Raw genomic sequence first — 24,131 nt, 5'->3', positions numbered from 1 at the left:
ATACATCTCAATTCGTCTATGATGACACAGAACAATGAATAACGGGAAAGGAATCCTAATACAGTACCCACTGGGCAAATCGTATTGCAATAGGTTCGTCAACCTTGCCAAACCTATACACATAGCGTAATAGAGGTAAATGATACGAAAGACAAACTCCATCAAGGTGACAAAACCGTGAGCCAGATTACTTATAAATTAGGGTTCGAATATCCGAAATACTTCAGTCGGCTATTCAAGAAGGAAATAGGCATTTCACCGAACGAATACAAGGCAATCAACTGAATATATCCCTTCTTTACATCGTTATTCCCTCCGGACATATCGGACAGAAATAACGATGCAGGTCAGCAGCTCTGCAGCGGGAATGGCGAGCCATAAACCCGGAACACCAATCAGACAGGGCAATAGGATAAAGCACGGTACGAGAAAGAATATTCCACGCAGCAGGGTATAAACGGTGGACACCATTGCTTTCTCTATGCTTTGGTAATAGCCGATAAAGGCGATATTGACCGCAAAAAACACGGCACACATGGCAAAGAGCGGCAAGCCCTCAACAGCCAGACCGTAAGCGTTTTCCTGTGGGTCGAGAAACAGGCGCACAATTCCCGTCGCACCTAACCATAGGCACACCATTACCGACAAACCACAGACAATAGCGGTAAAAAGCGATACGCGCAGAGTCCGGCTGATACGTTCCGTCAGATGCGCTCCGTAGTTGTAGCTGATAATCGGCTGTGCCGACTGTGCGACGGCATTGCTAATAGAGAAGACCACCGGGAAAAGATAGCAAGCAATGGCGAATGCGGCGACACCGTCCTCACCGAGCAGAGAGATGAACATGTAGTTACCCGTGAGCATCATGACGCTCATGGCCAGTTCGGTCAGAAAAGTGGCAAAACCAATGCGTGCCATATATCCCGTATTGCGCAAAGTCAACAAAAGCGAGGTCAGCGACCATTTTAACGGGTAAAACCTCAGCTTATTCGGGAAACAAAGGAAATAGACCAAGACCATCATCCCTCCGGTAGCACAAGCTATCGAGGTAGCCAATGCAGCCCCCATCACACCCCAGTCTAGAGGGAATACCATGTACCAGTCGAGCACGATATTAACGACCGCTGCCACGATCTGCACAGACATGGCATACTTCGGCGACCCGTCCAGACGAATGAGCATCATGCCCACGCACTCGATGAAAAGGAACGGAAGCCCCGGTAGCAGCCAAAGTAGGTAGCTTACAGCTTTCAGTTCAAGCAGCGGGCTGCATCCAAGCAGGTGAACGACCTGCCGGGGGAATACCATACTTCCGACACAGATAATCCCGACAAGCACCAACCCCACGATGAAGGCCTGTGTCATGATGATACGGGCAGCTTTCACCTTGTTTTCCGACAGCCGGATGCTTGCTACCACCGAAGAGCCGATACCGAACATTAGTCCGATACCGGTAGCGACCATAAAGATCGGTGCGACGATATTTACTGCCGCGATACCTTCGGCTCCGACACCCTGACCAACAAAAATCCCATCGATGAGCGTCAAGGCCGAGTTGAAAATCATCCCGACAAGCGTCGGGAAAAACAAAGCCCGGAACAACGGGCCGATTTCGCCTTTTGCAAAATCAAGTTTATCCCGATCCAAATTTCTATTTTCCATATAACTTGTTTTTCATTAAAATCATTATCAGTTACGTTTGCTTCTCAATCGTTTTATCCACAAATAATAACCGGTCAGAGGAAGTATCGCTCCAAGTATAGCGGCTATGAACATGAGGAATTTGGTCAATATACCTCCTCAACTACCAACATGAACGGAGTAAGTCCAGTCCCATACTTTCGTTTCCCAGTCGATACCCTTATGCAAACTAAAGCCGGTAATCTCTCCGCCCATGCCGTCAAAAGCATAACTGTCCAATGCAAGGCAAATCCGAATTGTTTGTTACGTCCCATTATTTCTCTCGTATAAGGATTGACATATACCGCGGCACGATGAGGCTGCGACAAGCTGACCATATAGTCCCTTCATTTTCGGAAGGGATTGTGACTCCTGTAATTTTCACACTGTCCAATAAGGCTACGGATATTTTTTCAAGCAACTGTCCTATAGGCAAAGATTCATTGTGTCCGATATGGTAAGTTTCTTTATGGATAATTTGTTTTATATTGTCCTCGAAAACCAAGCATGGCCCCAAAAAACACACGAGTGTTATGAGCAATCCAAACGAAATGGAGAACCATAAATGTATGTTATGAAATAGTTTACGCATCATTTTCCAACACAATATTTATCTCTAAATTTAGCGAATGCAAATTTAGAGATTTATCTTGGAACGGTTTAGGTGATTTTTCGGTGTTTTATGGAACTTTTCAATACAATAGCTTCCATTACAGCCCTATTTTAGCTAATTTTGCGGTATGATTACATCAACTTACCCGAATGAATCAAGCGGCACAACCGATTGGAGGAAAAGCGTCGGACGCGCCATAAAGACCGACGGCTGTGTGTTTCTCTTCTGTACAGGTGGAAGAGCGTCCGTATCCGTAAATATGCAGAAAATGATTTTCCGACAGGGAAATATGGCGGTACTGACCCCCGATGTATGGTTTTCAGTATCGGAAGTTTCAAGCGGTTTTTCCTCGCGTTACGTCGCCTTATCGGAAACCATGATTGAGGCTGCTTATTATAAGATAACCAGCGCTTCCATGTGGGATTACCTTCATCATGTTCCTATATTGAGATTGTCACCACAACAACGAAGCCTCGTAATGGGATGGATGGAGCAAATGGATTGGATATTGGCGAAGTTCACCGACCCAGACCGCATTACGCTGCTGAACAACAACGTTTACAATCTGTTCTTCGCCATTGACAAAGAACTTGATAAAGCACTCAAAAACAAGACTATGACACGGAAAGACAGGGCGTGGGATATTACCTGCCGTTTTTGGTCGCTCCTGACGAAGCATTCGTTCCGTGAACGAGCTGTCAAGTTTTACTCGAATGCGCTGCATATCACTCCTGACTACCTGAACAAGGTCTGCCACCGTGCATACGGAATGTCTCCCAAAGCCTTGATAGAACAGCAACTTCTTGTTGAGATAAAAAGCTATCTCACAGATACCCGACTGCCCGTCTCTGAAATCGCCGAGCGGTTAAATTTCGAGGACACATCCTACATGTGCCGATTCTTCCGCTGCAAAATTGGTTGTTCTCCACTAGAATTTCGGAATGGAAACGCAGTTCCGAAAATAAGGGAATAATATCGTATTTAAATTATAAAATTATCCCTAACTTGTAATTATATCTTACAAAAATGTAAACCAAATTCTACTGTGTTTTTTGAGGATTATATAACTTGTTGCCCCAACTGTCGTATCAGAACATCCATTCGCAGGTTCTAGGTCATCTCATATATTTATTTTTATCTTCTTCAGTTATTTTTTTAATTACACTCTACAAGGGATTCGCAGCAAACTAATACATTAGCGAAGATATTATTGTTTATAACAACCTATTTTAGTCTCTACATTTTTCTGTTCCCACGTCGATTTTTTATATTTGTAAATTATTGAAGATAAAAAGGAGAGATTTTCAGATTATTATTGCCAACCACCACCAAGAGCCTTATATAATTGTACCATAGAAATCAGCTCATCCCGAATAGCATTGTTTAATTCTGTTTGTGCTGAAAAATATGCACGCTGAGCATCTAATACATCTATATAACTAATGATGCCATTTATATATTGCAGATTCGCTAATCTTAGATAACTATATGCTGCTTGTTCTAAATTATATTGAGTTTTATAGACATCTTTCATTTTCTGATAGTTCATTAATGAATTGTCTACCTCCTTAAAGGCTTGTAAAACACTTTTTTCATATTGGTATACTTCTTGTTCATAAGCAGCCTTTGAAGCTTTCCAGTTAGCCCGATTTTTTCCAAAAGCAAATAATGGAGAAAGTAAATCTGCACTAATAAAACCATATGGAGATTTTAGAAAATCGCTTAAAGCTTCACTCTCCAATCCGAACTTTCCTGTTAAAGCTATACGAGGAAACATATCGGTAAAAGCAACTCCTACATTAGCATTCGCTGCAATAAGTCTTTGTTCTGCTTGACGTATATCAGGTCTACGTTGGAGAAGGGTAGAAGGTAATCCTACCGGTATTTCTAAAGGTAATTGTTGCATTTGCATCAATTTTCCGGTCTCTATTTCATGAGGATAATCCCCGGTCAAAAAGGCAAGATCATTTCGTTTTAATCTTATATCTCGTTCTAATTCAGGTATTAATGTCTGCGTCTTGGCCAATTCCACTTCCGATTGCTGATAAGCTGTTTCAGATGTCAGGCCACCATTGAATCTCAATTTTGCTAATCGCACACCCTCTTTTCGGGCTTCTACTGTCTGGTTTACAATATGAAGCTCCTGTTCTAAAGCAATTAATTCGAAATATGTTTGAGCTACTTCGCTCACTAATGTCATTTGCAAAGCTCTTTGAGCTTCCACAGATTCTAAATATTCTGCAATATCAGCAACTCTCGACCAACGTAAATTACCCCATAAATCAAGTTCCCAAGAAAGGATACCTTTAGCCTCGAAAGTATCATCATTTTTTGCATTATCCTTGCCTAAATTAAAAGTTTCTCTCTCTCCATGGATGTTAATTCCCAATTCTGGAAATAACTTTGAGAAAGATATCCTTTTTCGTTCGGCCATCTCTTTTACCCGAGATGCAGCAGTAAGCATATCCTTATTATATTCAAGAGCACGTTTAATTAAATTTTGTAATATGGTATCGGAGTAAATTGTCCACCAACTTTCATCTGCAATAGTTAGAGAATCAGTTTGTGTCGCTATAATTTTATCGGGTAGATTCAGCTCCGGACGGGTATATTTTTTCCCTATCTTACAAGAAGAAAATATACAAGCTATAGAAAACAATCCTATTATATATTTGTTTCTCATACGAATTTTATTTTTCTGCATTTCGTTTCAATCTAATTTTTTTTACCTTCTTTACCTCATTTTCAATCCGTTGTGGAGTCAAAAAACTTACCTTCCGTTTTATTTTATAAATCATTACAAAGAAGAACGGTACCATGACAATACCGATAGTGGTTGCCAATATCATACCAAAAAATACACCTGTTCCTATTGCCTGCCGACTTACAGAGCCTGGTCCGGAAGCCAATACCATAGGGAGCATACCTAAAACAAAGGCAAGTGATGTCATAAGAATAGGCCTGAATCTTAACTGTGAAGCATGAAAGGCTGCTCGTTCTGGTGTAATACCCTTATCAACTTGAATTTTTGCAAACTCCACAATTAAAATTGCATTCTTTGCTGCCAGTCCGATAAGTGTGACCAGTCCGATTTGAAAATAGATATTATTTTCGAGTCCACAAACTCCAATACCTACATAAGCTCCTAATACGGCAATAGGAAGAGAGAGGAGGACAGCAACAGGAACGAGCCAACTTTCATATAAAGCTGCCAAAAACAGAAATACAAAGAGGAACACTAGAGCCATAATAATGCCGGTCTGTCCTCCTGCATGTTTTTCCTGATAGGACAAACCACTCCATTCTACACCCATATTTGAAGGTAAATGTCTTTCTGCAATCTCCTCCATTATGGTCATCGCTTCACCAGAACTATACCCATTAGCGGCAGTACCCCGTATTACAGCTGTATTGAACATATTGAACCGTTTCATGTTACCGGGACCTGTAGTATAATCAGTTGCACCTAAGGATGTCAACGGTACCATTGTTCCGTCTTGAGCCTTGACAAAAAATAAATTTAAATTTTCCTTATGTGCCCGATAGGGAGCTTCCCCTTGTATGTATACTTTATAGATACGATTGAACATATTGAAGTCATTTACGTACACAGAGCCCGTATATGCTTTCATTGTTGAAAAAACATCAGCAAGCGGGATACCCAATAATTTTACTTTATCACGATCTACATCGAAATATAATTGAGGTATTTCTCCTTGTAAAGAAGATGAAATACCGGAAATACCTGGATGTTTCGAGGCATAATATAGTAATGTGTCAGATGCATTTACCAAATCGTCATAACTTGCGTCCCCTTTTGCTTCGAGCTGCATTTCAAAACCTCCAGCACTACCTAACCCCGGTATTACAGGCGGTTTACTTAAAAACACTTTACATTCAGGATATGTTTCAAATTCTTTATATGTTGCATCCATAAGTTCTTCCAAAGTAATGTTTTCATCTTCCCGTTCTTCCCATGGCTTCAAAATTACTGTTAATTCAGCCCTTGCTTGATTACTTCCTACACGAGGACTTGAACCGGTAACATTTTGTATATATTCTATTCCTGGCTGTGCTTTTAACCACTCTACAGCACGATTGGTTACAACTCTGGTTCGCTCAAGTGTCGCGCCTTCTGGCAGTTCAAGTTCCACTTTGAAATATCCTTGGTCCTCTTCTGGAATAAATCCTGTAGGTATAATTCTATTTAAAATCAATATGATAATAACAGCAAAACCAAACATGGATAATACTCGCTTAGGATGATGTATAGAAAGACCTATAATACTTAAATACTTTGCATTCCATCGGTTTATATAATAATTGATAATACGGAATATCCGAACTTTCTTTTTCCGTATATCAACCGGTTTTAATAATAAAGAACACATGACAGGACTAAGCGTTAAGGCTACAACTGTCGATATAAGTACCGATACTACGATTGTGATGGTGAATTGACGATACAATTGGCCTGTGATTCCACCTAAAAAACTAACAGGAACAAATACGGCCGCTAAAACCAAAGATGTTGCTATTAGGGCACTTGTTAATCCCTCCATCGCTTTATGTGTCGCTGCATAGGCACTGAGATGCTCTTCCTCCATCAATCGTTCTACATTCTCTACCACAACAATAGCATCATCCACGACAATACCAATTGCCAATACCAACCCCAGTAGGGTAAGCATGTTAAGTGAAAATCCGAAAATAAGCATTATACCAAACGTCCCAATTAAAGATATAGGTACAGCAATGATAGGTATTAATGTCGATCTCCAGCTTTGAAGAGAAAAGAAAACAACCAAGACTACAAGAAAAAGAGCCTCAAACAAAGTTTTATATACTTCGTGAATCGATTCTGATATATATGTCGTTATATCGAACGGAATGTCATAAGTTATACCTTCTGGAAAATTTTTACTGATTTCATCCATTGCATTTTTTACTTCTTCTGCAACTTTAATTGCATTAGCCCCAGGAAGCATATAGATGGCTAAAATAGCTGCATTTTCCCCATTCATCCCACTTTCTGTATTATAAGAGGAGGCCTCCAGTGAAACTCTTGCCACATCTTTTAAACGGATAATGGAACCATCAGAATTTGCTCTTAATACAATTTCTTCAAATTCGGAGACGGTAGATAGTCTTCCACGAGTAGTAATAGGAATAGTTATGTCTAAGTTTGTTATCGGCTGTTGCCCTAATATACCAGCTGCAGATTCTCGATTTTGGTCTTTCAGTGCATCTTGTAAATCTTTTACTGTCAATCCGAAGTTGGCCAATTTATCCGGTTGGACCCAGATATTCATTCCATAATAACGGCTGCCAACATTTGATACTCTTCCGACACCAGGTATACGCCGAATAACATCTAAAACATTGATCGTTGCAAAATTGCTTAAATATATTTCGTCAAAACGAGGGTCAGAAGAACTTAAACTAATAGTCATTAATTGACTCGGAGCTTGTTTTTCTATTGATATACCGTTTTGTATAACTTCTGCGGGTAAACGGTTTTCTGCTAATTTTATTCGATTTTGCACTTCAACTGCAGCTAAGTCTGGATTTGACGAGATATCGAAAGTTATTGTAGCAGAAAAACTTCCGGAATTGGAACTGTTTGATTCCATATAAATCATTCCAGGAGTTCCGTTCAATTCTTGTTCTATAGGAGTGGCTACTGCCTGGGATACAGTCAATGCACTGGCTCCAGGATAAGAGGCACTCACTTTAACTACAGGAGGTGTAATTTGTGGATATTGGTCTATGGGAAGCATAATAAGCCCGATTATCCCTATTATAACAATAAGTATGGAAAGAACGATAGAGAATACGGGCCTGTCTATGAAGAATCCTGGTTTCATTTCTATATTTTTATTTAGGTGGATGAATGATAATACATTCGACTTTATTGCTTTTTACCCTCTGAATCTGACATACCTTTTTTGCTCTCAGCTTTTATGGGATGAACTTTTATTCCTGGAGATAATTTATGATATCCTTCCGTAACAATAATATCTTTTTTGCCCAAACCACGTTCAACAACTATACGATTATCAAGCTCAGAACCAAGTTCTATAAATCGTTTTTCAACAGTTTCATCTGAACGCATAACCCAAATGTAAGCACCACCTTTCTCAATGGAAACTGCTTTTCTGGGCACAACGACTGCATTTTCTTGTATATCGAGCAAGAGCTTTACTTTAGTAAACTGTCCAGGTAATAATTGCTGTTTGGGGTTAGGTAACTCAGCCCGAACTGAGAATGTCCCAGTTTTAGGGTCTACTTGAGGTTCTGCGAAATCTACTAATCCGGTAAAAGGATAAACAGAATTATCGGCAAGTGTGATGGTAACATTAGGTTGCCAAGAACGGGTAGTATCTTGTTCTCCCAATCGTACATTTCTTTGTTGACTACGAAGATAATCTAAAGCTGTCATACTGAAATCTACAAGAACCGTATCGCTTTTTACAACTGTTGCCAATAATGACTTTCCGTTCGGCCCTAACAGAGTCCCTATATCGGCATTTCTTTCACTGATACGCCCAGAAAATGGCGAACGTACTGTAGTATAGTCCAGTTCCAATTCTGCTTGAGCCAAATCTGCCTGGCTCATAGCAACATTAGCTTGGGCACTTTCGTAGGCAGCAATAGCATTATCCAAATCAAGCTGACTGGCAGCATTTTGTTCATATAGAGGCTTTAAACGCTCAACATCTCTTTGGGCTTTAGCTTCTTGTGCTTCGTCCTTTTTTAATTGAGCTTTAGCTTTATCTACTTTAGCTTTGTACAGAGCAGAATTTATTATAAATAATGGTTGTCCTTTTTCCACTACCGAACCCTCATCAAAGAGCATTTTTTCAAGATATCCTTCTACACGGGCTCGAACTTCAACAAACTGCTGGGCACGGATACGACCGACGTATTCTCCGTAGATTCTTACATCATCAGTTGTTACTTTTTCTATCTCGACGACAGGACGTATATCTTCTTCTTTTTTATTATGCAAGATATACCATATTATCAACCCCGCTAATAGAATTATGGCAATAATGATTAGTGTTACTTTGTTTTTTTTCATAAAATTTTTTACTCTGGTTAAAGTGAATACTATTCTTTCATATGCTGACAGTTATACAAAATATATGCCAGTTATGTGTTATTGATTATAGTTTACTGATAAACAACTACCTATTAATAAATGTTTATGAAACAAAATCGGCTGCAAATGTAGAAATATTTGGGGAATTTTGTAGAAAAAATCTACATTGAAAGATGTATTATAATATAAATATATGTTTCACTTTTGTAATAAATATGTATTGAATTTGTATAGCCGTTGTTCTTTTTTTGTAATTATTAACTCTCAATTTTGCAGTGCAAAATATATGTGAGTTATATGAAAAAAGAATTAAAAAGAATTATCCATTGCATTTTGTATATATTAATTTCTTATTCCTCAATTGCTGTTAATATTGAAAGAGGCAGTGTCAATGGTGTAATTACAGATAAGAAAACAAAAGAACCCCTTATGGGAGCAACAGTTCAATTGGATAACTCGCCATATGGTACTGCTGCAAATCTCAACGGAGAATATAGTATTGATAATATTAAACCAGGGATATATACAATTACAGTGCGTTATATATCATACAAAACCGTTACTCTAAATAATATAAAAGTAGAGAAAGGCAAAAAAATTCTTTTGGATATAGAAATGGAAGATGCCTCTCTTGATTTGCAAGGTGTTGTTGTAATGGCTCAACGGAGGTTGAATACCGATTTATCAGTGTTGAATACAGTAAAAAATTCATTACCGGTAATGAGTGGTATATCTCATCAGCAGATATCTAAAACGCAAGATAGTGATGCTTCTGAAGTTTTGCGTCGCATACCGGGCATTACAATAGTAGATGATCGATTTGTCATTATCAGAGGATTAGCCCAACGATATAACAATGTATGGCTAAATAATGCAACTACTCCATCCAGTGAGGCCGATAGCCGAGCTTTTTCTTTTGATGTCCTTCCGTCCTCATTAATAGATAATATGATGGTATATAAGTCCATGTCAGCAGAGTTGCCAGCAGACTTTACCGGTGGTTTTGTAAGCATTCTTACACAGAATACACCGGTCGATAATCAGGTTTCATTTCAATATGGTACATCATTTATCACAGGAACTACATTCTCTAATATAAGATTGCTTGACGGATATAAATGTGATTATATTGGATTTGGTGCAGGAAAAAGAAGTTTACCAACCAACACACCTTCTGATTTAAGAGTTGTTCCGATACAAGATGCTGTAGATTTTACAAAAAGGATTAATGGCAAATGGGGAATCAACTCCTTTACAGCTATACCTGACCAGAAACTTAGTTTTTCTTTACAACACAAATTTGAGTTAGAGAATTGGAAACTGAGTAATATTTCAGCGGTAAATTACAGTACCGGTTATAATGCATATAACAATATGCAGAACAACCGTTATCAGTCTTATCGAGATGGTGCATCCCAGTATGATAATAAATATATTGACGATGTTTATAAAAATACAACCAAATTAGGAGCTTTATTCAACTGGCTATTATTTTCGGATAAGAACAAGTTTGAGTTTCGCAATTTCTTCAATCAGCGTGGAACTACTGCTTTAACCCAAAGAGAGGGACATGACTATTATTCTGATATAGCTGTACGTTATTGGGAATCTTTTTACACAGCACGGACAACATATTCTTCTCAACTTAGTGGAGAACATAAGCTAAAAGAAAATACAAATAAAATGGCATGGGTTATCGGATACGCTTATGCTGGATATAATGAACCGGATAGGAGAGTTATCAATTCTAAATTGAATGAGAATCGAGAAATAAATCGTTATTACGTAGATGATGCAAAAAAATATTATCAAAAACTCCATGATAATTCTTTTTCATTGTCAGCTAATTATGAGCATAGATTTAATACATCTGAATATTTTTCTTCGGTGTTGAAAACCGGCATTTACGGTGAATACAAAGGACGAAAATTCAATGCACGCCAATTTCAGTATAATCTTTTGGGCGATGGCTATTCTCGTTATACAGATTGGGATTATTCTAATCTCTTTGATGAAAATAATATTGGTAAAGATCGTATATATCTGATCGATAAAACAGAGAAATGTGATTCCTATACATCTGACAATCTTTTGGGAGCAGCATATGTTTCTGCAGACTTCAATTACTCGGATAAGTTGAATACTAATATTGGAATTCGAGCTGAATACTATAATCTCAAAATAGATGGTTACAGTACAGACGGACTTACTCCTGTGAATATAGACCAAAAAAATATAGATATTTTTCCTTCTGTAAATATAGCATATCATTTGACTGATAAAAATCTGTTTCGTGTAGCCTACGGACGGTCAGTTAACCGGCCCGAATTTAGAGAAATTGTCCCTTATGTCTATTACAATTTTGATGTATTTGCCAATATTTCAGGTAATATTGACCTAAAAAAAGCATACATTAATAATTATGATTTAAGATATGAATTTTACCCTACAGCAGGAGAAACTGTTTCATTCGGACTGTTTTACAAAGATTTCAAAAACCCAATAGAACAGACATATCATGAAGCCGGCTCGGGTGTTCAGTATACTTATCACAATGCCGACCGTGCAGTATGTTACGGGATTGAACTTGATGTAAAAAAGAATCTTTCCTTTTTAGGAATGAAAGATTTCAATTTTATTTTCAATGGAGCCTATATATATAGTCGCATCTATTTCCCAAAAGGGGCTTTTGAACGTAACCGTCCTATGCAAGGACAATCTCCTTACCTTATAAATACAGGAATGTTTTATCAAAACGATAAAGCTGGATGGTCCGCATCAATACTTTATAATGTAATAGGCAAACGTATCGAGACTGTAGGCATACCTAAACAAAATCCGAATGATGATATTCCTGATGTTTATGAGATGCCTCGTAATATGTTAGATTTTTCTATATCGAAAAAAATAGGAAAATATGTTGAAATTAAAGGAGGTATAGTTGATTTATTAAACACAAAAATCGTATATAAACAATTTTTGAAAATTACGGAAGAGGAAAGTACCCATACTGTTGAGCAACTTGTAAAATCATATCGTCCCGGAATGCAAATCAATTTAGGTGTATCTGTGAAGTTTTAATAACCCAATATATTATTAATCAAATTAGTTTTTTATGAAAAAGATTTTTTTTCAATTGGCTTCGATAGCCGTGATTTTTTTATCGATGTTATTTACATCTTGTAGCAACGATGACAATAACGATGAGCCTCAACCGGCAATCGGCTCTACTCATTATGATGAGATTCTCGAAGGAGAAATTATTGGAGAAAAAACTTTAGATGCCAATAAAGTCTATCTTTTGAGAGGCTTTGTTTATGTGTATACGCCTGACGTAAATAATCCCTCGGTTTTGACTATTCCTGCAGGTACTGTAATTAAAGGAGAAAAAGCTACAAAAGGCGCATTAATTATTGAACCGGGTTCTAAAATCATAGCTAAGGGTACAGTCGATAAACCCATTGTATTCACTTCTGATCAACCTGCTGGACAGAGAAATTATGGAGATTGGGGAGGCCTTATCCTTTGTGGAAATGCTCGTGTCAATTCAAACAGACCGCAAATAGAGGGAGGACCTCGTACAATTTACGGAGGAACTAATGATGAAGATAATTCTGGCACATTACAATATGTGCGTATCGAGTTCCCTGGATACCCATTGCGCCCTAACCAGGAAATTAATGGCCTTACACTGGGAGCAGTAGGAAAAAACACAATTATAGATCATATACAGGTCTCTTATTGTGGAGATGATTCATATGAATGGTTTGGTGGTAACGTAAATTGTAAATATCTTATTGCTTATAAGGGATGGGATGATGAGTTTGATACAGATAATGGCTTCAGTGGTAAATTACAATTTTTATTGGGTATACGCGATCCAAAATTTGCAGATACATCAAAGTCTAATGGATTTGAGTCAGATAATGATGCTTCAGGTTCTACTAATATGCCACTGACTACTCCTGTATTCTCTAATGTGACACTTATAGGCCCATTTTATGGAAACTCTTCATCAAAAACAGAAAATGATATATTGTATAATACTACGGATAATGTCAATGGAGCTAAGGGTGGTCAGTTCCAAGCTGCTATGCATATACGACGTAATTCGTCATTAAAAGTATATAATTCAATATTTACAGGCTGGCCTTATGGTTTATATTTACAAAATGCAAATACCGGGGCAACAGTGAAGAATTGTATTTTTGCTGGAATGTGGAAAAACTTCATGGATGTAACCAGTCAAAAATATTTCGAAACTGCATCTTTGGGGAACACTATGTATGACTCCTCTAATGAAATAATTACTCAAAATGCAGATTTTATGTCGGTAGATAAGACAAAGATTGGAAACGCATCTTTTGACGACCCTGAATTAGTAGAAGGGTTTGATAAGGTTAGCTATAAAGGAGCCTTTGATGGAATTAACGACTGGACGGCTGGGTGGACCAATTTTGATCCTCAAAATACCGAATATTGATTTATCTTCATGTAATTAAACTAAAATATACCTTCATGTATAAATACATGAGGGTATTAAATTTTATAAGAATGACAAAAAAATTGACATTTATATTGTTCCTTCTGTTATATTCATATCAGATATTTTCGCAACAACTGGTATTACACAATGGATATTATTATACAGATAATACACAAAGTACTTTATATACAGGGCCATATACAGAGATATATCCTTCAGGAGCGTTGAAATTGGAAATGTTTATTAAAAATGGATTGCCTGATGGCATATATGTTGTATACTTTGAAAGTGGAAAAATAGAAGAAGTCCGTTCGTATTATGAAGGAAAATTTCATGGAACTTGGAGAACATACGACAAAAATGGAATTCTAATTGCTGAAGCCCATTATAACAAAGGTAAAAAAAATGGGATATGGCGTATTTGGGATGATAACGGAATATTAAGATATGAAATGAGATATAAAGAAGGACGTAAAACTGGTTTTTGGTATATGTGGAATGAAAGAGGGAAATTAATATCGGAAAAAAAATATTAACAAAGATATTTAATAACATAATCAATTTTTAAATCCACTGTAATAAAATCGTAATAGAGATTTTATTATTTTGTATTTGTAAAAATACTTTCTAAATAATACAATCTTTATAAATTGTAGAATTTAATACCAATTGATCTCCGAACACATTGTTTTTTAAATGCAATGTTATTCATTAAAAAGAATCTGTTACATAGAAAAGCCGATGTCGGGAGGCATCGGCTTTTTGTATATTTTGAGCCGTTTTTTAATAACTTTTTACATGAACATTTTTGATGGCGCGCCCCGAAGGATCATTCATGTTTTTAAAAGACTCATCCCAAGATAATGCTTCAGCTGTACTACAGGCAATAGAAGGTACAGAAGGAACAGTAAGCGCTGCAGTGTTTGAAGGAAAATGTTCTTCAAAAATAGTTCGATAATAATATTCCTCTTTATTTTGGGGAGTATTTAAAGGAAAACGCTCAGAGGCGTGAGACATATCTTCATCCGATATTTTTTCTGAAGTAATTTTTTTTAGAGTATCAATCCAACTATATCCAACACCATCAGAAAATTGTTCTTTTTGTCTCCAAACGATATTCTTTGGAAGCATATTTTCAAAAGTTTTGCGAATTATCCACTTCTCTATTTTTCCATCTTTTACCATTTTTGCCTCAGGGTTTATCCGCATAGCTATATCTAAAAATTCTTTGTCGAGAAATGGAACTCTACCTTCTACACCCCAAGCTGCTAATGACTTGTTTGCTCTTAAACAATCATAAAGATGTAGCTTACTCAATTTTCGAACGGTTTCTTCATGAAAAGATTTTGCATCCGGAGCTTTATGGAAGTACAAATAACCTCCAAATATTTCATCGGCCCCTTCTCCCGAAAGGACCATTTTGATACCCATTGATTTGATTACTCTTGCTAATAAATACATGGGAGTAGAAGCTCTGACGGTAGTTACATCATAAGTTTCAATGTAATATATAACATCTCGTATAGCGTCTAATCCTTCCTGTATAGTATAATTGATTTCGTGGTGTACTGAGCCAATATAGTCAGCTACTTCTTTAGCAGCTTTCAGGTCCGGAGCACCTTTAAGTCCTATAGCAAAAGAATGTAATTGTGGCCACCAAGCATCAGATTTGTTATCTGTTTCAATACGTTTGGATGCATATTTTTTAGCAATAGCTGAAATTATAGAGGAATCCAAACCTCCAGATAATAAAACTCCATAAGGAACATCTGACATAAGCTGCCTTTTTACAGCATTCTCTAAAGCTTCGTGTAACTCATTTATATCTACTGCATTATTTTTTATATTCTCATATTTTTCCCAATCACGAGTATACCATTTTTGCAATTGTCTTTCCTTACTATACCAATAATGTCCAGGAGGAAAAATTTCGATATGGTTGCATATTCCTTCTAATGCTTTTAATTCCGAAGCAATATAGAATTGTTTGCTACTGTCCCAACCCATATATAGAGGAATGACACCGATAGGGTCCCTGGCTATCAGGTAACAATCATTTTCTTCATCATATAATGCAAATGCAAAAATGCCGTTTATATCTTCAAGAAAATTGATTCCTTTTTTCTTATATAAGGCTAATATTACTTCACAGTCAGATCCCGTAAGAAATTCATACTCATTTTTCATTTCATTTCTGATTTCTCTGTGATTATATATTTCGCCATTTACTGATAATATAAGCTTTTCATCCTTACTTTTTAATGGTTGCCCCCCAGACTCTGGATCCACTATTGATAAACGTTCATGAGCTAAAATAGCTTTATTGTTGCAATAAATTCCAGACCAATCAGGCCCTCTATGCCTGATTTTTTTTGCCATTTTTAAAACTTTGCCTCTCATCTGTTGAGGGTCTTCACTTAAATCAAATACTCCAACTATTCCACACATAATCAATATTATTTTAAATATTATTATTTCATATCTTGTTTCTGCAAAGATATAAAATAATTTTTATCATAATGATTTTATAAAATTATTTTTACTATCATATTTCTATTATATTATTATTCTAATAAGAAATATGAAAACATATAACTTTATAAACTATCATTAAGATATTATTACCTTAACGCTTTTTTTATTAGATTTGTATAGTTATAGGGATAGCTTTACTATATTTGTAAGAAAAGTAGAGAATCAGAGTTATGAAAAAAATATATTTGTTGTTAGCTATTACAATTATCTCTATAAGTTGTAATCAATCCCCTAAATCATATCATATTTCAGGGCAAGTAACAGATACGGAATTGAATGGAAAGATAGTTTATTTATCACGGATATCTGGAGAAGAATTAGTCAATGTAGATAGTGTTATGGTGGAGGAAGGAAATTTCGAATTTAAAGGTATTCAGGATATTCCAGCTGTATACTATTTACGATTTAATGATAATATAGATATATATACATCTTTTATTCTCGAAAATGCAGAATTAGTGGCTGTATTAGGTTCGGAAAGTAGCGTAAAGGGAAGCAACCTAAACAATCGGCTCCAATCTTTTATAAAGAAAAATGAAACTTTTGATGAAGAGATGAAAGCATTAGAGAAAATATATTTAGAAAAGGCTGCAGATAATACATTGACTGAAGATATAGAAATTCGGCTTTCAAATAAATACGATTCTATTAATGAATTATTTATCGAACATATTCAAAATTTCATTTTATCAAATTTAGATAATGTGTCAGGTGCTTTTGTATTAGTAAGATACCAAAATTTATTTGAGGATAAACAACTTGAAAATATTATATCCAAGTCTGAAACTGCATTCCAAAATGAAATAGGGGTGAAACAAATTGCAGAAAGATTGAGACGTATTGCCTCTGTTGCTGAAGGAAAAATGTTTGCTGATATGAACTTGAGATTGCCGAATGGAACTCCTGGAAAATTATCTGATTATGCAGGAAAGGGAAAATTTACTATAGTAGATTTTTGGGCATCTTGGTGCGGTCCATGTCGAGTGGCTTTACCGGAATTAATTGATATATATAATGAATATAAAAACAAAGGTGTAGATGTTGTGGGAGTTTCATTGGATATAGATTCGACAGAATGGGTAAATGCGATTGAAAATTTACACATTCCTTGGGTACAATTGTCAGATCTTAAAGGATGGGATGCAGAAGCAACAAAGGTTTATGGAGTGAATAGTATTCCGCATTTAATGTTGATTAATCCGGATGGTTCTATAGCAGCAAAAGGAATGAATGAAAAAGAACTTCGCATCAAATTGCAAGAGTTGCTGAAGTGAAACACCATTATCGAGTAGAACAAATACCTTATTCAAATTTGATTGACTTGGCAGGTCTGATTAGGGATACTAAATAAGAAGGCCCTAAAAGCATGAGAAGAGATATTGCCATAGAAGCTATATTCAATAATATTATATATGTAATATTCAGACTGATAGGAACAGATGTAATATAATATATTTCGGGATCAAGTTTTATTATTTTGAAATAGTATTGTATTGCACATAATCCTAAACCTATTACATTTCCCCATAAAAGCCCCTTTCCGACCAGAAATACAGCAACATATAAAAATATTTTCCGAATAGACAAATTTGATGCACCCAAAGCTTTAAGAACCCCTATCATATTTGTCCGTTCAAGTATTATAATAAGTAACCCCGAGATCATTGTAAAGCCAGCAACTATAGACATTAGAATCAGAATAACCCATACATTAAGGTCTAATAAATCTAACCAACTAAATAATTGAGGATTTTGGTCTTTTATGGATTTTACGTAATAATTTTCTCCATATGCGTCTGTTTGGTCTAAAAATTTGAAATACAATTCTTCTGTTAGACGATCCAAATCATTAAAACTATATAATTGTATTTCTATACCACTATGCTGATCTTTTTCCCAACCGTTCAGTTTTTGTATTTGTTTTTCGTCACCGATAATAAAAAATTTGTCATAATCAGTAAAATTAGTCTGGTATATCCCTGATATTTTAAATTTACGAGCCCGAATATTTTCTTGTACAAAATAGCATAAGATGTTATCATTTATAGATAAATGCAATTTGTCTGCAATATACTGGGATATAATTATTTCATCGGATACAAGTGAATCTGATATTTGAGGTAAAGTTCCTTCCTTAAGGCTACTTTTAAAAAATGACCAATCGTAATCTGTTGAAACACCTTTTAGAGCAATACCCATAAACGAATCATTAGTTTTCAATATTCCAGGCTTCGTCGCAAAAGTTTCAACATGCTTTATTTCGGGATATTGCATTAAAGAGTCTTTTTGTTGTGTAGAAATAGATATCGGATGAGTTTCGTAGGAAAGATTATTATCAAAAGTTGAAATTTGAATATGAGAATTGAATCCTATAATCTTATCTCTAATTTCTTTTTTAAAACCTATGACTATAGCTACAGCTAAAATCATTACAGAAAGGCCTAATGCTACACCGATAGTCGCGATACGAATAGCAGGAGGCGAGACTTTTTGAATCTCGCCACCTTTGCCGAAATGTATTCTCTTTGCTATAAAGAGTTCTAGATTCATAATATTCGTCCAGGATAGGCTTCTAATGCTTTAGCTAATACAATTAAAGCTTTCGCCAAATCCTCTTTTTTCAAAACATATGCAACACGAACTTCATTTACTCCCAATCCGGGTGTTGTGTAGAAACCAGATCCTGGAGCCATAAACACAGTTTGTCCCTCATATTCAAACTCTTTAAGACACCAAGCACAAAACTTATCAGCATCATCTACCGGCAGTTTGGCCATTGTATAAAAAGCACCCATCGGAATAGGAGAATAACATCCGGGAATACGATTCAAACCATCAATAAGAAACTTTCGACGTTCGACATATTCATTGTAAGTAGATAATAAATAATCATCAGGAGCATCCAAAGAAGCTTCAGCTATGAGCTGTCCTATAAGAGGTGGACTTAAACGAGCTTGACAAAATTTCATCACATTTTTCTTTAGCTCTTTGTGTTTCGTAATCAATGCACCTATACGTATTCCACATTCACTGTATCTCTTTGATACCGAATCAATTAGCACCACGTTATCCTCAATACCTTTCAAATGAAAAGCAGAAATATAGGGTGCTCCTGTATAACAAAACTCGCGATATACTTCATCGGAGAACAGAAATAAATCATATTTTTTTACTAAATCTCTAATTTGATTCATTTCTTTCTGTGTATAAAGATATCCTGTAGGATTATTAGGATTACAGATTAAAATGCCTTTAGTGCGCTCAGTAATGAGCTCTTCAAATTTTTCAACAGAAGGCAAAGCAAAACCTTCATCAATAGAGGAGGGGAGAGTCTTGATTTTTGCTCCAGCAGATATTGCAAATGCCATATAGTTAGCATAAGCCGGTTCAGGTACAATAATCTCGTCCCCGGGATCGAGACATGCTAAAAAAGAAAATAAAACAGCTTCTGAGCCTCCAGTAGTAATAATTATATCATCCGCATCAACAATAATATTGAATTTTGCATAATATTTCACCAATTTCTCCCGAAAACTTCGTATTCCTTCACTGGGACTATATTCCAAAATTTTGCGGTCAATATTACGGGCCGCATTTAATCCTACTTCTGGAGTCGGAAGATCCGGTTGACCGATATTTAGATGATATACCTTTATTCCTCTTTGCTTTGCTTCATTAGCTAAAGGAACAAGTTTACGTATGGGAGATGCTGGCATAATTTCTCCCCGGTTGGATATTGTCGGCATTATGTTTATTCTGTCTGTTATTTTCTATATTAATTTCTGTTTCTCTCTGCAAATTTATTACTCTTTGCCATATAAAACAAGTATTTTTTGTTCATAATATAAAAACGCTTGCAAGCAATACAATATAAATTATTATTTTTGTCAAGATTAATCGGAAAAATAAATGATAAGGAATATAATAAGTAGCTTATTTTTGTTAGTAGTATTTCCCGCGAAAGCCTGGCAGCAGATTGCCGAGAAGAAAGAATCTCATGATCATTTCTTGAATTACTTTCTATATCCGATGATGGGATTGACTGCTCTGTCTGCATTTGGAGGCTTTTTAACTCCAGGATTTACTCTGGAACAGGCTTTAAAATGGGTAACCATTAACTTTGTTCAATATTTTGTAGGCTTTTTTGTATCAGCATTTTTGATAGATGAAATTCGTCAAAAACTTTTGGAAGAAGATAAAAATCCCTTGTTATCCCAAAAATTTGCTGGTTATTTATTAAGCCTGCTTATGATTGTAACAATTGCTATGAATATTTTACCTGATAATTTTTCATTTATCAGGTTTGCTCCTCTATATGTTATTTATGTTGCATGGGAAGGCCTGAAGTATTTTTTTAATGTTCCTGACTCTAAAAGAATGACTTTTATTGTCTTGGTTTCGCTTATTATATTGCTATCACCGATTATTATTGAGCGGATTATGTTTATATTAATGCCAGGTATTAGAAATTAGGTTATAAATTGAAATATGAAGTTACCACAGATAAATATAAAGAATAAACGGGCATCATTTGATTACGAATTGCTTGATACTTATACAGCAGGTATAGTGCTGACTGGTACAGAAATAAAATCTATACGATTAGGAAAAGCTAGTTTGGTAGATACATTCTGTTTCTTTAATAATGGAGAATTATGGATAAAAAATATGTATATTGCTGAGTATTTCTATGGTACATATAATAATCATAATGCTCGTCGTGATAGAAAATTACTTTTAACAGCAAAAGAACTGCAAAAAATTCAAAGATTGACGAAGGAAGCTGGATATTCTGTCATTCCAACTAAAATATTTATAAGTGATAAAGGTTTGGCTAAAGTTGTCGTAGCTGTTGCAAAAGGTAAGAAAGCCTATGACAAAAGAGAATCTATAAAAGAACGTGAAGATAAACGTACAATGGATAGAGCATTTAAGCGTTAATCATCCCCTTTTATTTTTGTGCTTTTTGCGTTATTATAATAATTTTTTTGTTAGGATATAAAGTAGTCGCAAACAAATAATATTCTTCACCATCTTTTATTTTCAACTTTTTTTTCAACTCATCGGGTCGCAAAGGAAAGTTTCGGGAAGAAATAGAGGCTTTTGTATATTTTTGAGCTATTATTTTTGAGTTTTTGGACGAGAAATCATAAATATCTATGACTTTGAATTTCCTTCCAGGAAAATCTTCCATATACTTATCTGATGTATATAAGTGACTATTAACATGTAATTTATCTACACAAAACACTTGTCCTAACATTTTGAATGCTCCTGATTTTAAGATAGAAGAATTAGGTTCATATAGATATGTCAAAATAGACGATGCGTAATTTGAACAGGGGAGCATACGTTCTTGCAAATAAGAAAAAGAGAAAACTTCTTTATTTTTAGAGCAAATATTGACACATATTATTTGAGGATTAGATATAGACAACATGTCTTTTTGTAAAATGAAAAGTAATTCTTTACATTCGTTTTTTACAGAAACGATATGTATTTCTGCAATATCGGACAACTGATTTATAGCAGATGTTATATCTATCATAGGAGAAGCCTTGATAATTATCTGGTCGGAAAAACGATACAAATTAGGAAGTAAAGATAAAATGTCAGGTTCACAATCTTCAAAGGCAAATACTCGTTTATTATTTTTTCCACGTCGAGCAGGATCAATATAACAAATGTTAAAATACTGATTATTTTTTAATACGAAATTATTACAATCATCATTTATTATAGTTATATTACTGGCTTTTAATACCTTATAGTTATGTTGAGCAATTTCACAATATAGGGGATATCGTTCTATATATGTAACAGAAGATGCTCTTTGAGCAAAATAATAGGTATCAATACCTAAACCTCCAGTCAAATCACACAATTTGATTACATCTTTATCCGATAATAATTCTGATTTGTAAATAGCGGTTTCTTCTGAAGAAGCTTGTTCCGTAGAAATAACAGATGGAAATAGCAAATAAATATTTTGATGCCAATGAGGTAATTTGTTTTTTATTTTTTTTCGAGCTTCAATTTGGTCAATTGCAAATAGTACATCAAATTCTTCACTTTCTTTTTGTTGTAATCTTAAAACATTCGTATTGTCATCTTTATGTTCATAAATATATTTGTAGAAAGCCTCATTCAGTCGCATAAGCATAAAAATATTTTTGAACAAATATACTTATTTTCTTCCTTATATTTTGAGATTGATATCCGTTTATCTGGTGAAATTTGATTTAAATATACATTCCCTTATTTGTTACATAATCAATATTATGTTAAATAGAATTTTCTGAAGTAAACGTCAATATAACCTCTTTCTTTATAAATATCACTTTTCCCATGTATTAATATATTTACCTAATTAAAATTCATTTTATGCCAAAAAAAAGAGTTGCAATAAAATTTTGCAACTCTTTTTTTTAATAAGACTCATAATATTTTTATTGAACCAAAGCTCCCATTTCTGCTTCAATTTTCTTTAAGTTTTCAGCATCATCCAAATTATAGTAAATGCCTCTTAACGCTATTTTGTACTCGTTCTCGTCTGGTTTTAATTGATGAGCTTTTTCATAATAAGGCAATGCTTCTTTGAATGCTGGAATAACTTTTTTCTCTTTTTCTTCTTGATATTTTTTATTATCTCTGATATTACTGATTTCCGTATTGAAGTTTACAGCTCTATTATAATATATGCGTCCAAGTTCACCTAAAGCCTCTGCATAATCGGGTTTAATTTCAATAGCTTTTAGGATACATTCAATGGCCTTTTCTTCATCCTTAAGACTCTCGTAATAAAGCCCTCCCATTACTTTCCAATATTCAGCATTTTGAGGCTCTGCTTCTACAGCTTTTTTTAAGTAATCAATAGCTTCTTGAGATTTACCCGTATAGATATACAAATTAATTAGTCGAAGCATAAATTGAGAATCTTTATCGGCACTACCGAATTTGTTTACTGCCTCTTTTAATGTATTGATCAAATTGACTGTATCTTTTTCTAATTCATATTCATAAGTCAATAATTTATATACATCTTGAGGATTGTAATTATCCTTTTTTAATTCCTCCAGACATTTGATTGCCAACTTATTATCTTCAGCTCGAATAGCTGCTATTGCAGCATTATACTTAATCATAGTGTAGGTAGAATCCATCTTGATTTCAGCAGGAGCCATGAAACCTAATTTGGGAATATCAAGATAAACATTCCACATTTTGTAAGCTGTCTTGAAATCATTTGCATTGAAAAAATATCCACCTGCATTCCAGAAATAAACATGATTATTCTTTAGTGTGTTGCGAATATCTTTCAGATATTTAGGCTTTACTTTATTCTTTTCATTAGGCAAAGTATCTAACCCTACAGCTTTTATATAATATTTGTAATTATCATATAAAGCATTGTACAAATTTTTTTCGTCAACTTTTTGGTTTAACAATTGTTTTTTCTGATCTGCTCCGAAGGCTTTATTTTCGATAAAGCCAGCAACATACCATGTTTTAGCAACATTTTCAGTTTCTGGATTTGTCAAAGTCTGTTGAATGGTGGCACGAGCTTCTTTAAAGTTCGGATTCTCCATTTTAGCTTCGCTAAAAGCCTGGTTGACAGATTTCATCTGTGCAAAAGCTCCAGTGGCTGCCAGGCAAAGTGTTGCAGTTAAAAAGGTCTTTTTCATTTTTCCGTTTTTTAAGCTTGAACTTTA

General features: G+C 35.2%; 18 protein-coding genes. 8 read left to right on the top strand and 10 right to left on the bottom strand.

All coding sequences use genetic code 11. From position 1 onward, the window contains the following. Window positions 1-129: 129 nt before the first annotated feature. Window positions 130-285, top strand: a complete 156-nt coding sequence (locus tag BN2628_RS17745; protein WP_082430121.1) for a helix-turn-helix domain-containing protein — start codon at window positions 130-132, stop codon at window positions 283-285. 21 nt (window positions 286-306) lie between these two features. Here BN2628_RS17745 and BN2628_RS02975 read toward each other — a convergent pair whose 3' ends face one another. Further along, a complete protein-coding gene (locus BN2628_RS02975; RefSeq protein ID WP_055095984.1) occupies window positions 307-1,662 on the bottom strand; it encodes an MATE family efflux transporter in 1,356 nt (451 codons plus the stop codon). Between the two features lie 125 nt (window positions 1,663-1,787). Next, complete coding sequence (locus BN2628_RS17710) at window positions 1,788-2,018, bottom strand: hypothetical protein (protein ID WP_317614737.1); 231 nt, start codon at window positions 2,016-2,018, stop codon at window positions 1,788-1,790. Between the two features lie 402 nt (window positions 2,019-2,420). On the opposite strand from BN2628_RS17710, the gene BN2628_RS02965 reads away from it, so the two are divergent. Then, window positions 2,421-3,266, top strand: a complete 846-nt coding sequence (locus tag BN2628_RS02965; RefSeq protein WP_021930169.1) for a helix-turn-helix domain-containing protein — start codon at window positions 2,421-2,423, stop codon at window positions 3,264-3,266. A 339-nt stretch (window positions 3,267-3,605) separates the two neighbouring features. Here BN2628_RS02965 and BN2628_RS02960 read toward each other — a convergent pair whose 3' ends face one another. From BN2628_RS02960 to BN2628_RS02950, 3 genes are read right to left on the bottom strand one after another with little or no spacing between them, the layout of a single operon-like run. Then, window positions 3,606-4,976 (bottom strand): efflux transporter outer membrane subunit, encoded by a 1,371-nt coding sequence (locus BN2628_RS02960; protein WP_055096288.1) that lies wholly within the window; start codon window positions 4,974-4,976, stop codon window positions 3,606-3,608. Between the two features lie 7 nt (window positions 4,977-4,983). After that, window positions 4,984-8,160: an efflux RND transporter permease subunit gene (locus BN2628_RS02955; protein ID WP_055095981.1), complete on the bottom strand. Its 3,177-nt coding sequence runs from the start codon at window positions 8,158-8,160 to the stop codon at window positions 4,984-4,986. Between the two features lie 44 nt (window positions 8,161-8,204). Beyond that, window positions 8,205-9,377 (bottom strand): efflux RND transporter periplasmic adaptor subunit, encoded by a 1,173-nt coding sequence (locus tag BN2628_RS02950; protein WP_044228860.1) that lies wholly within the window; start codon window positions 9,375-9,377, stop codon window positions 8,205-8,207. A 318-nt stretch (window positions 9,378-9,695) separates the two neighbouring features. On the opposite strand from BN2628_RS02950, the gene BN2628_RS02945 reads away from it, so the two are divergent. The 3 genes from BN2628_RS02945 (at window position 9,696) to BN2628_RS02935 (ending at window position 14,420) form a co-directional block, all read left to right on the top strand. Further along, entirely contained in the window at window positions 9,696-12,479 is a 2,784-nt protein-coding gene (locus tag BN2628_RS02945; protein WP_055095979.1) for a TonB-dependent receptor, read from the top strand. A gap of 34 nt (window positions 12,480-12,513) precedes the next feature. After that, window positions 12,514-13,881, top strand: coding sequence for a hypothetical protein (locus tag BN2628_RS02940; protein WP_044228865.1), 1,368 nt, complete (start codon window positions 12,514-12,516; stop codon window positions 13,879-13,881). A 71-nt stretch (window positions 13,882-13,952) separates the two neighbouring features. Beyond that, a complete protein-coding gene (locus BN2628_RS02935; protein ID WP_044228977.1) occupies window positions 13,953-14,420 on the top strand; it encodes a toxin-antitoxin system YwqK family antitoxin in 468 nt (155 codons plus the stop codon). A gap of 247 nt (window positions 14,421-14,667) precedes the next feature. Here BN2628_RS02935 and asnB read toward each other — a convergent pair whose 3' ends face one another. Beyond that, the gene (gene asnB / locus BN2628_RS02930) at window positions 14,668-16,332 is read right to left on the bottom strand and encodes an asparagine synthase B (RefSeq protein WP_044228868.1); all 1,665 of its coding nucleotides are present in this window, start codon (window positions 16,330-16,332) and stop codon (window positions 14,668-14,670) included. Window positions 16,333-16,589: 257 nt separating this feature from the next. On the opposite strand from asnB, the gene BN2628_RS02925 reads away from it, so the two are divergent. Then, the gene (locus tag BN2628_RS02925; protein ID WP_044228872.1) at window positions 16,590-17,693 is read left to right on the top strand and encodes a TlpA disulfide reductase family protein; all 1,104 of its coding nucleotides are present in this window, start codon (window positions 16,590-16,592) and stop codon (window positions 17,691-17,693) included. A 28-nt stretch (window positions 17,694-17,721) separates the two neighbouring features. Here BN2628_RS02925 and BN2628_RS02920 read toward each other — a convergent pair whose 3' ends face one another. Both BN2628_RS02920 and BN2628_RS02915 read right to left on the bottom strand, forming a co-directional pair. After that, window positions 17,722-18,969, bottom strand: coding sequence for an ABC transporter permease (locus BN2628_RS02920; protein ID WP_044228875.1), 1,248 nt, complete (start codon window positions 18,967-18,969; stop codon window positions 17,722-17,724). Next, on the bottom strand, window positions 18,966-20,165 hold the full coding sequence (locus BN2628_RS02915; protein ID WP_044228878.1) for a pyridoxal phosphate-dependent aminotransferase: 1,200 nt from the start codon (window positions 20,163-20,165) through the stop codon (window positions 18,966-18,968). Before BN2628_RS02915 ends, BN2628_RS02920 begins: the two co-directional genes overlap by 4 nt. 163 nt (window positions 20,166-20,328) lie before the next feature. Between BN2628_RS02915 and BN2628_RS02910 the strand changes: the two genes are divergently transcribed. Further along, window positions 20,329-20,892 carry a YIP1 family protein gene (locus BN2628_RS02910; RefSeq protein WP_044228881.1) on the top strand — a complete coding sequence of 188 codons (564 nt, stop codon included), beginning with the start codon at window positions 20,329-20,331 and terminating at the stop codon, window positions 20,890-20,892. Window positions 20,893-20,907: 15 nt separating this feature from the next. Then, a complete protein-coding gene (smpB, locus tag BN2628_RS02905) occupies window positions 20,908-21,360 on the top strand; it encodes an SsrA-binding protein (protein ID WP_044228884.1) in 453 nt (150 codons plus the stop codon). A gap of 10 nt (window positions 21,361-21,370) precedes the next feature. Here the strand turns inward: smpB and BN2628_RS02900 are convergent, their stop codons facing one another. Both BN2628_RS02900 and BN2628_RS02895 read right to left on the bottom strand, forming a co-directional pair. Then, complete coding sequence (locus BN2628_RS02900) at window positions 21,371-22,582, bottom strand: THUMP-like domain-containing protein (RefSeq protein WP_055095978.1); 1,212 nt, start codon at window positions 22,580-22,582, stop codon at window positions 21,371-21,373. A 286-nt stretch (window positions 22,583-22,868) separates the two neighbouring features. After that, on the bottom strand, window positions 22,869-24,104 hold the full coding sequence (locus BN2628_RS02895; RefSeq protein WP_055095976.1) for a tetratricopeptide repeat protein: 1,236 nt from the start codon (window positions 24,102-24,104) through the stop codon (window positions 22,869-22,871). Window positions 24,105-24,131 lie beyond the last annotated feature (27 nt).

The sequence above is a fragment of the Gabonia massiliensis genome (genome assembly GCF_001403595.1).
Classification (GTDB): domain Bacteria; phylum Bacteroidota; class Bacteroidia; order Bacteroidales; family Coprobacteraceae; genus Coprobacter; species Coprobacter secundus.
Note: the sequence above shows the minus strand (reverse complement) of the source record. Positions and strands in the feature narration are given on the sequence as shown.

What these genes read in the sequence shown, in the direction of transcription:
- BN2628_RS02955 (WP_055095981.1), bottom strand. Translation starts at nt 8,160, where the DNA reads ATGAAACCAGGATTCTTCATAGACAGGCCCGTATTCTCTATCGTTCTT.
- BN2628_RS02945 (WP_055095979.1), top strand. Translation starts at nt 9,696, where the DNA reads ATGAAAAAAGAATTAAAAAGAATTATCCATTGCATTTTGTATATATTA.
- BN2628_RS02940 (WP_044228865.1), top strand. Translation starts at nt 12,514, where the DNA reads ATGAAAAAGATTTTTTTTCAATTGGCTTCGATAGCCGTGATTTTTTTA.
- smpB (WP_044228884.1), top strand. Translation starts at nt 20,908, where the DNA reads ATGAAGTTACCACAGATAAATATAAAGAATAAACGGGCATCATTTGAT.
- BN2628_RS02900 (WP_055095978.1), bottom strand. Translation starts at nt 22,582, where the DNA reads ATGCTTATGCGACTGAATGAGGCTTTCTACAAATATATTTATGAACAT.
- BN2628_RS02895 (WP_055095976.1), bottom strand. Translation starts at nt 24,104, where the DNA reads ATGAAAAAGACCTTTTTAACTGCAACACTTTGCCTGGCAGCCACTGGA.
- BN2628_RS02975 (WP_055095984.1), bottom strand. Translation starts at nt 1,662, where the DNA reads ATGGAAAATAGAAATTTGGATCGGGATAAACTTGATTTTGCAAAAGGC.
- BN2628_RS02920 (WP_044228875.1), bottom strand. Translation starts at nt 18,969, where the DNA reads ATGAATCTAGAACTCTTTATAGCAAAGAGAATACATTTCGGCAAAGGT.
- asnB (WP_044228868.1), bottom strand. Translation starts at nt 16,332, where the DNA reads ATGTGTGGAATAGTTGGAGTATTTGATTTAAGTGAAGACCCTCAACAG.
- BN2628_RS17710 (WP_317614737.1), bottom strand. Translation starts at nt 2,018, where the DNA reads ATGGTCAGCTTGTCGCAGCCTCATCGTGCCGCGGTATATGTCAATCCT.
- BN2628_RS02910 (WP_044228881.1), top strand. Translation starts at nt 20,329, where the DNA reads ATGATAAGGAATATAATAAGTAGCTTATTTTTGTTAGTAGTATTTCCC.
- BN2628_RS02935 (WP_044228977.1), top strand. Translation starts at nt 13,953, where the DNA reads ATGACAAAAAAATTGACATTTATATTGTTCCTTCTGTTATATTCATAT.
- BN2628_RS02925 (WP_044228872.1), top strand. Translation starts at nt 16,590, where the DNA reads ATGAAAAAAATATATTTGTTGTTAGCTATTACAATTATCTCTATAAGT.
- BN2628_RS02965 (WP_021930169.1), top strand. Translation starts at nt 2,421, where the DNA reads ATGATTACATCAACTTACCCGAATGAATCAAGCGGCACAACCGATTGG.
- BN2628_RS02960 (WP_055096288.1), bottom strand. Translation starts at nt 4,976, where the DNA reads ATGAGAAACAAATATATAATAGGATTGTTTTCTATAGCTTGTATATTT.
- BN2628_RS02915 (WP_044228878.1), bottom strand. Translation starts at nt 20,165, where the DNA reads ATGCCGACAATATCCAACCGGGGAGAAATTATGCCAGCATCTCCCATA.
- BN2628_RS02950 (WP_044228860.1), bottom strand. Translation starts at nt 9,377, where the DNA reads ATGAAAAAAAACAAAGTAACACTAATCATTATTGCCATAATTCTATTA.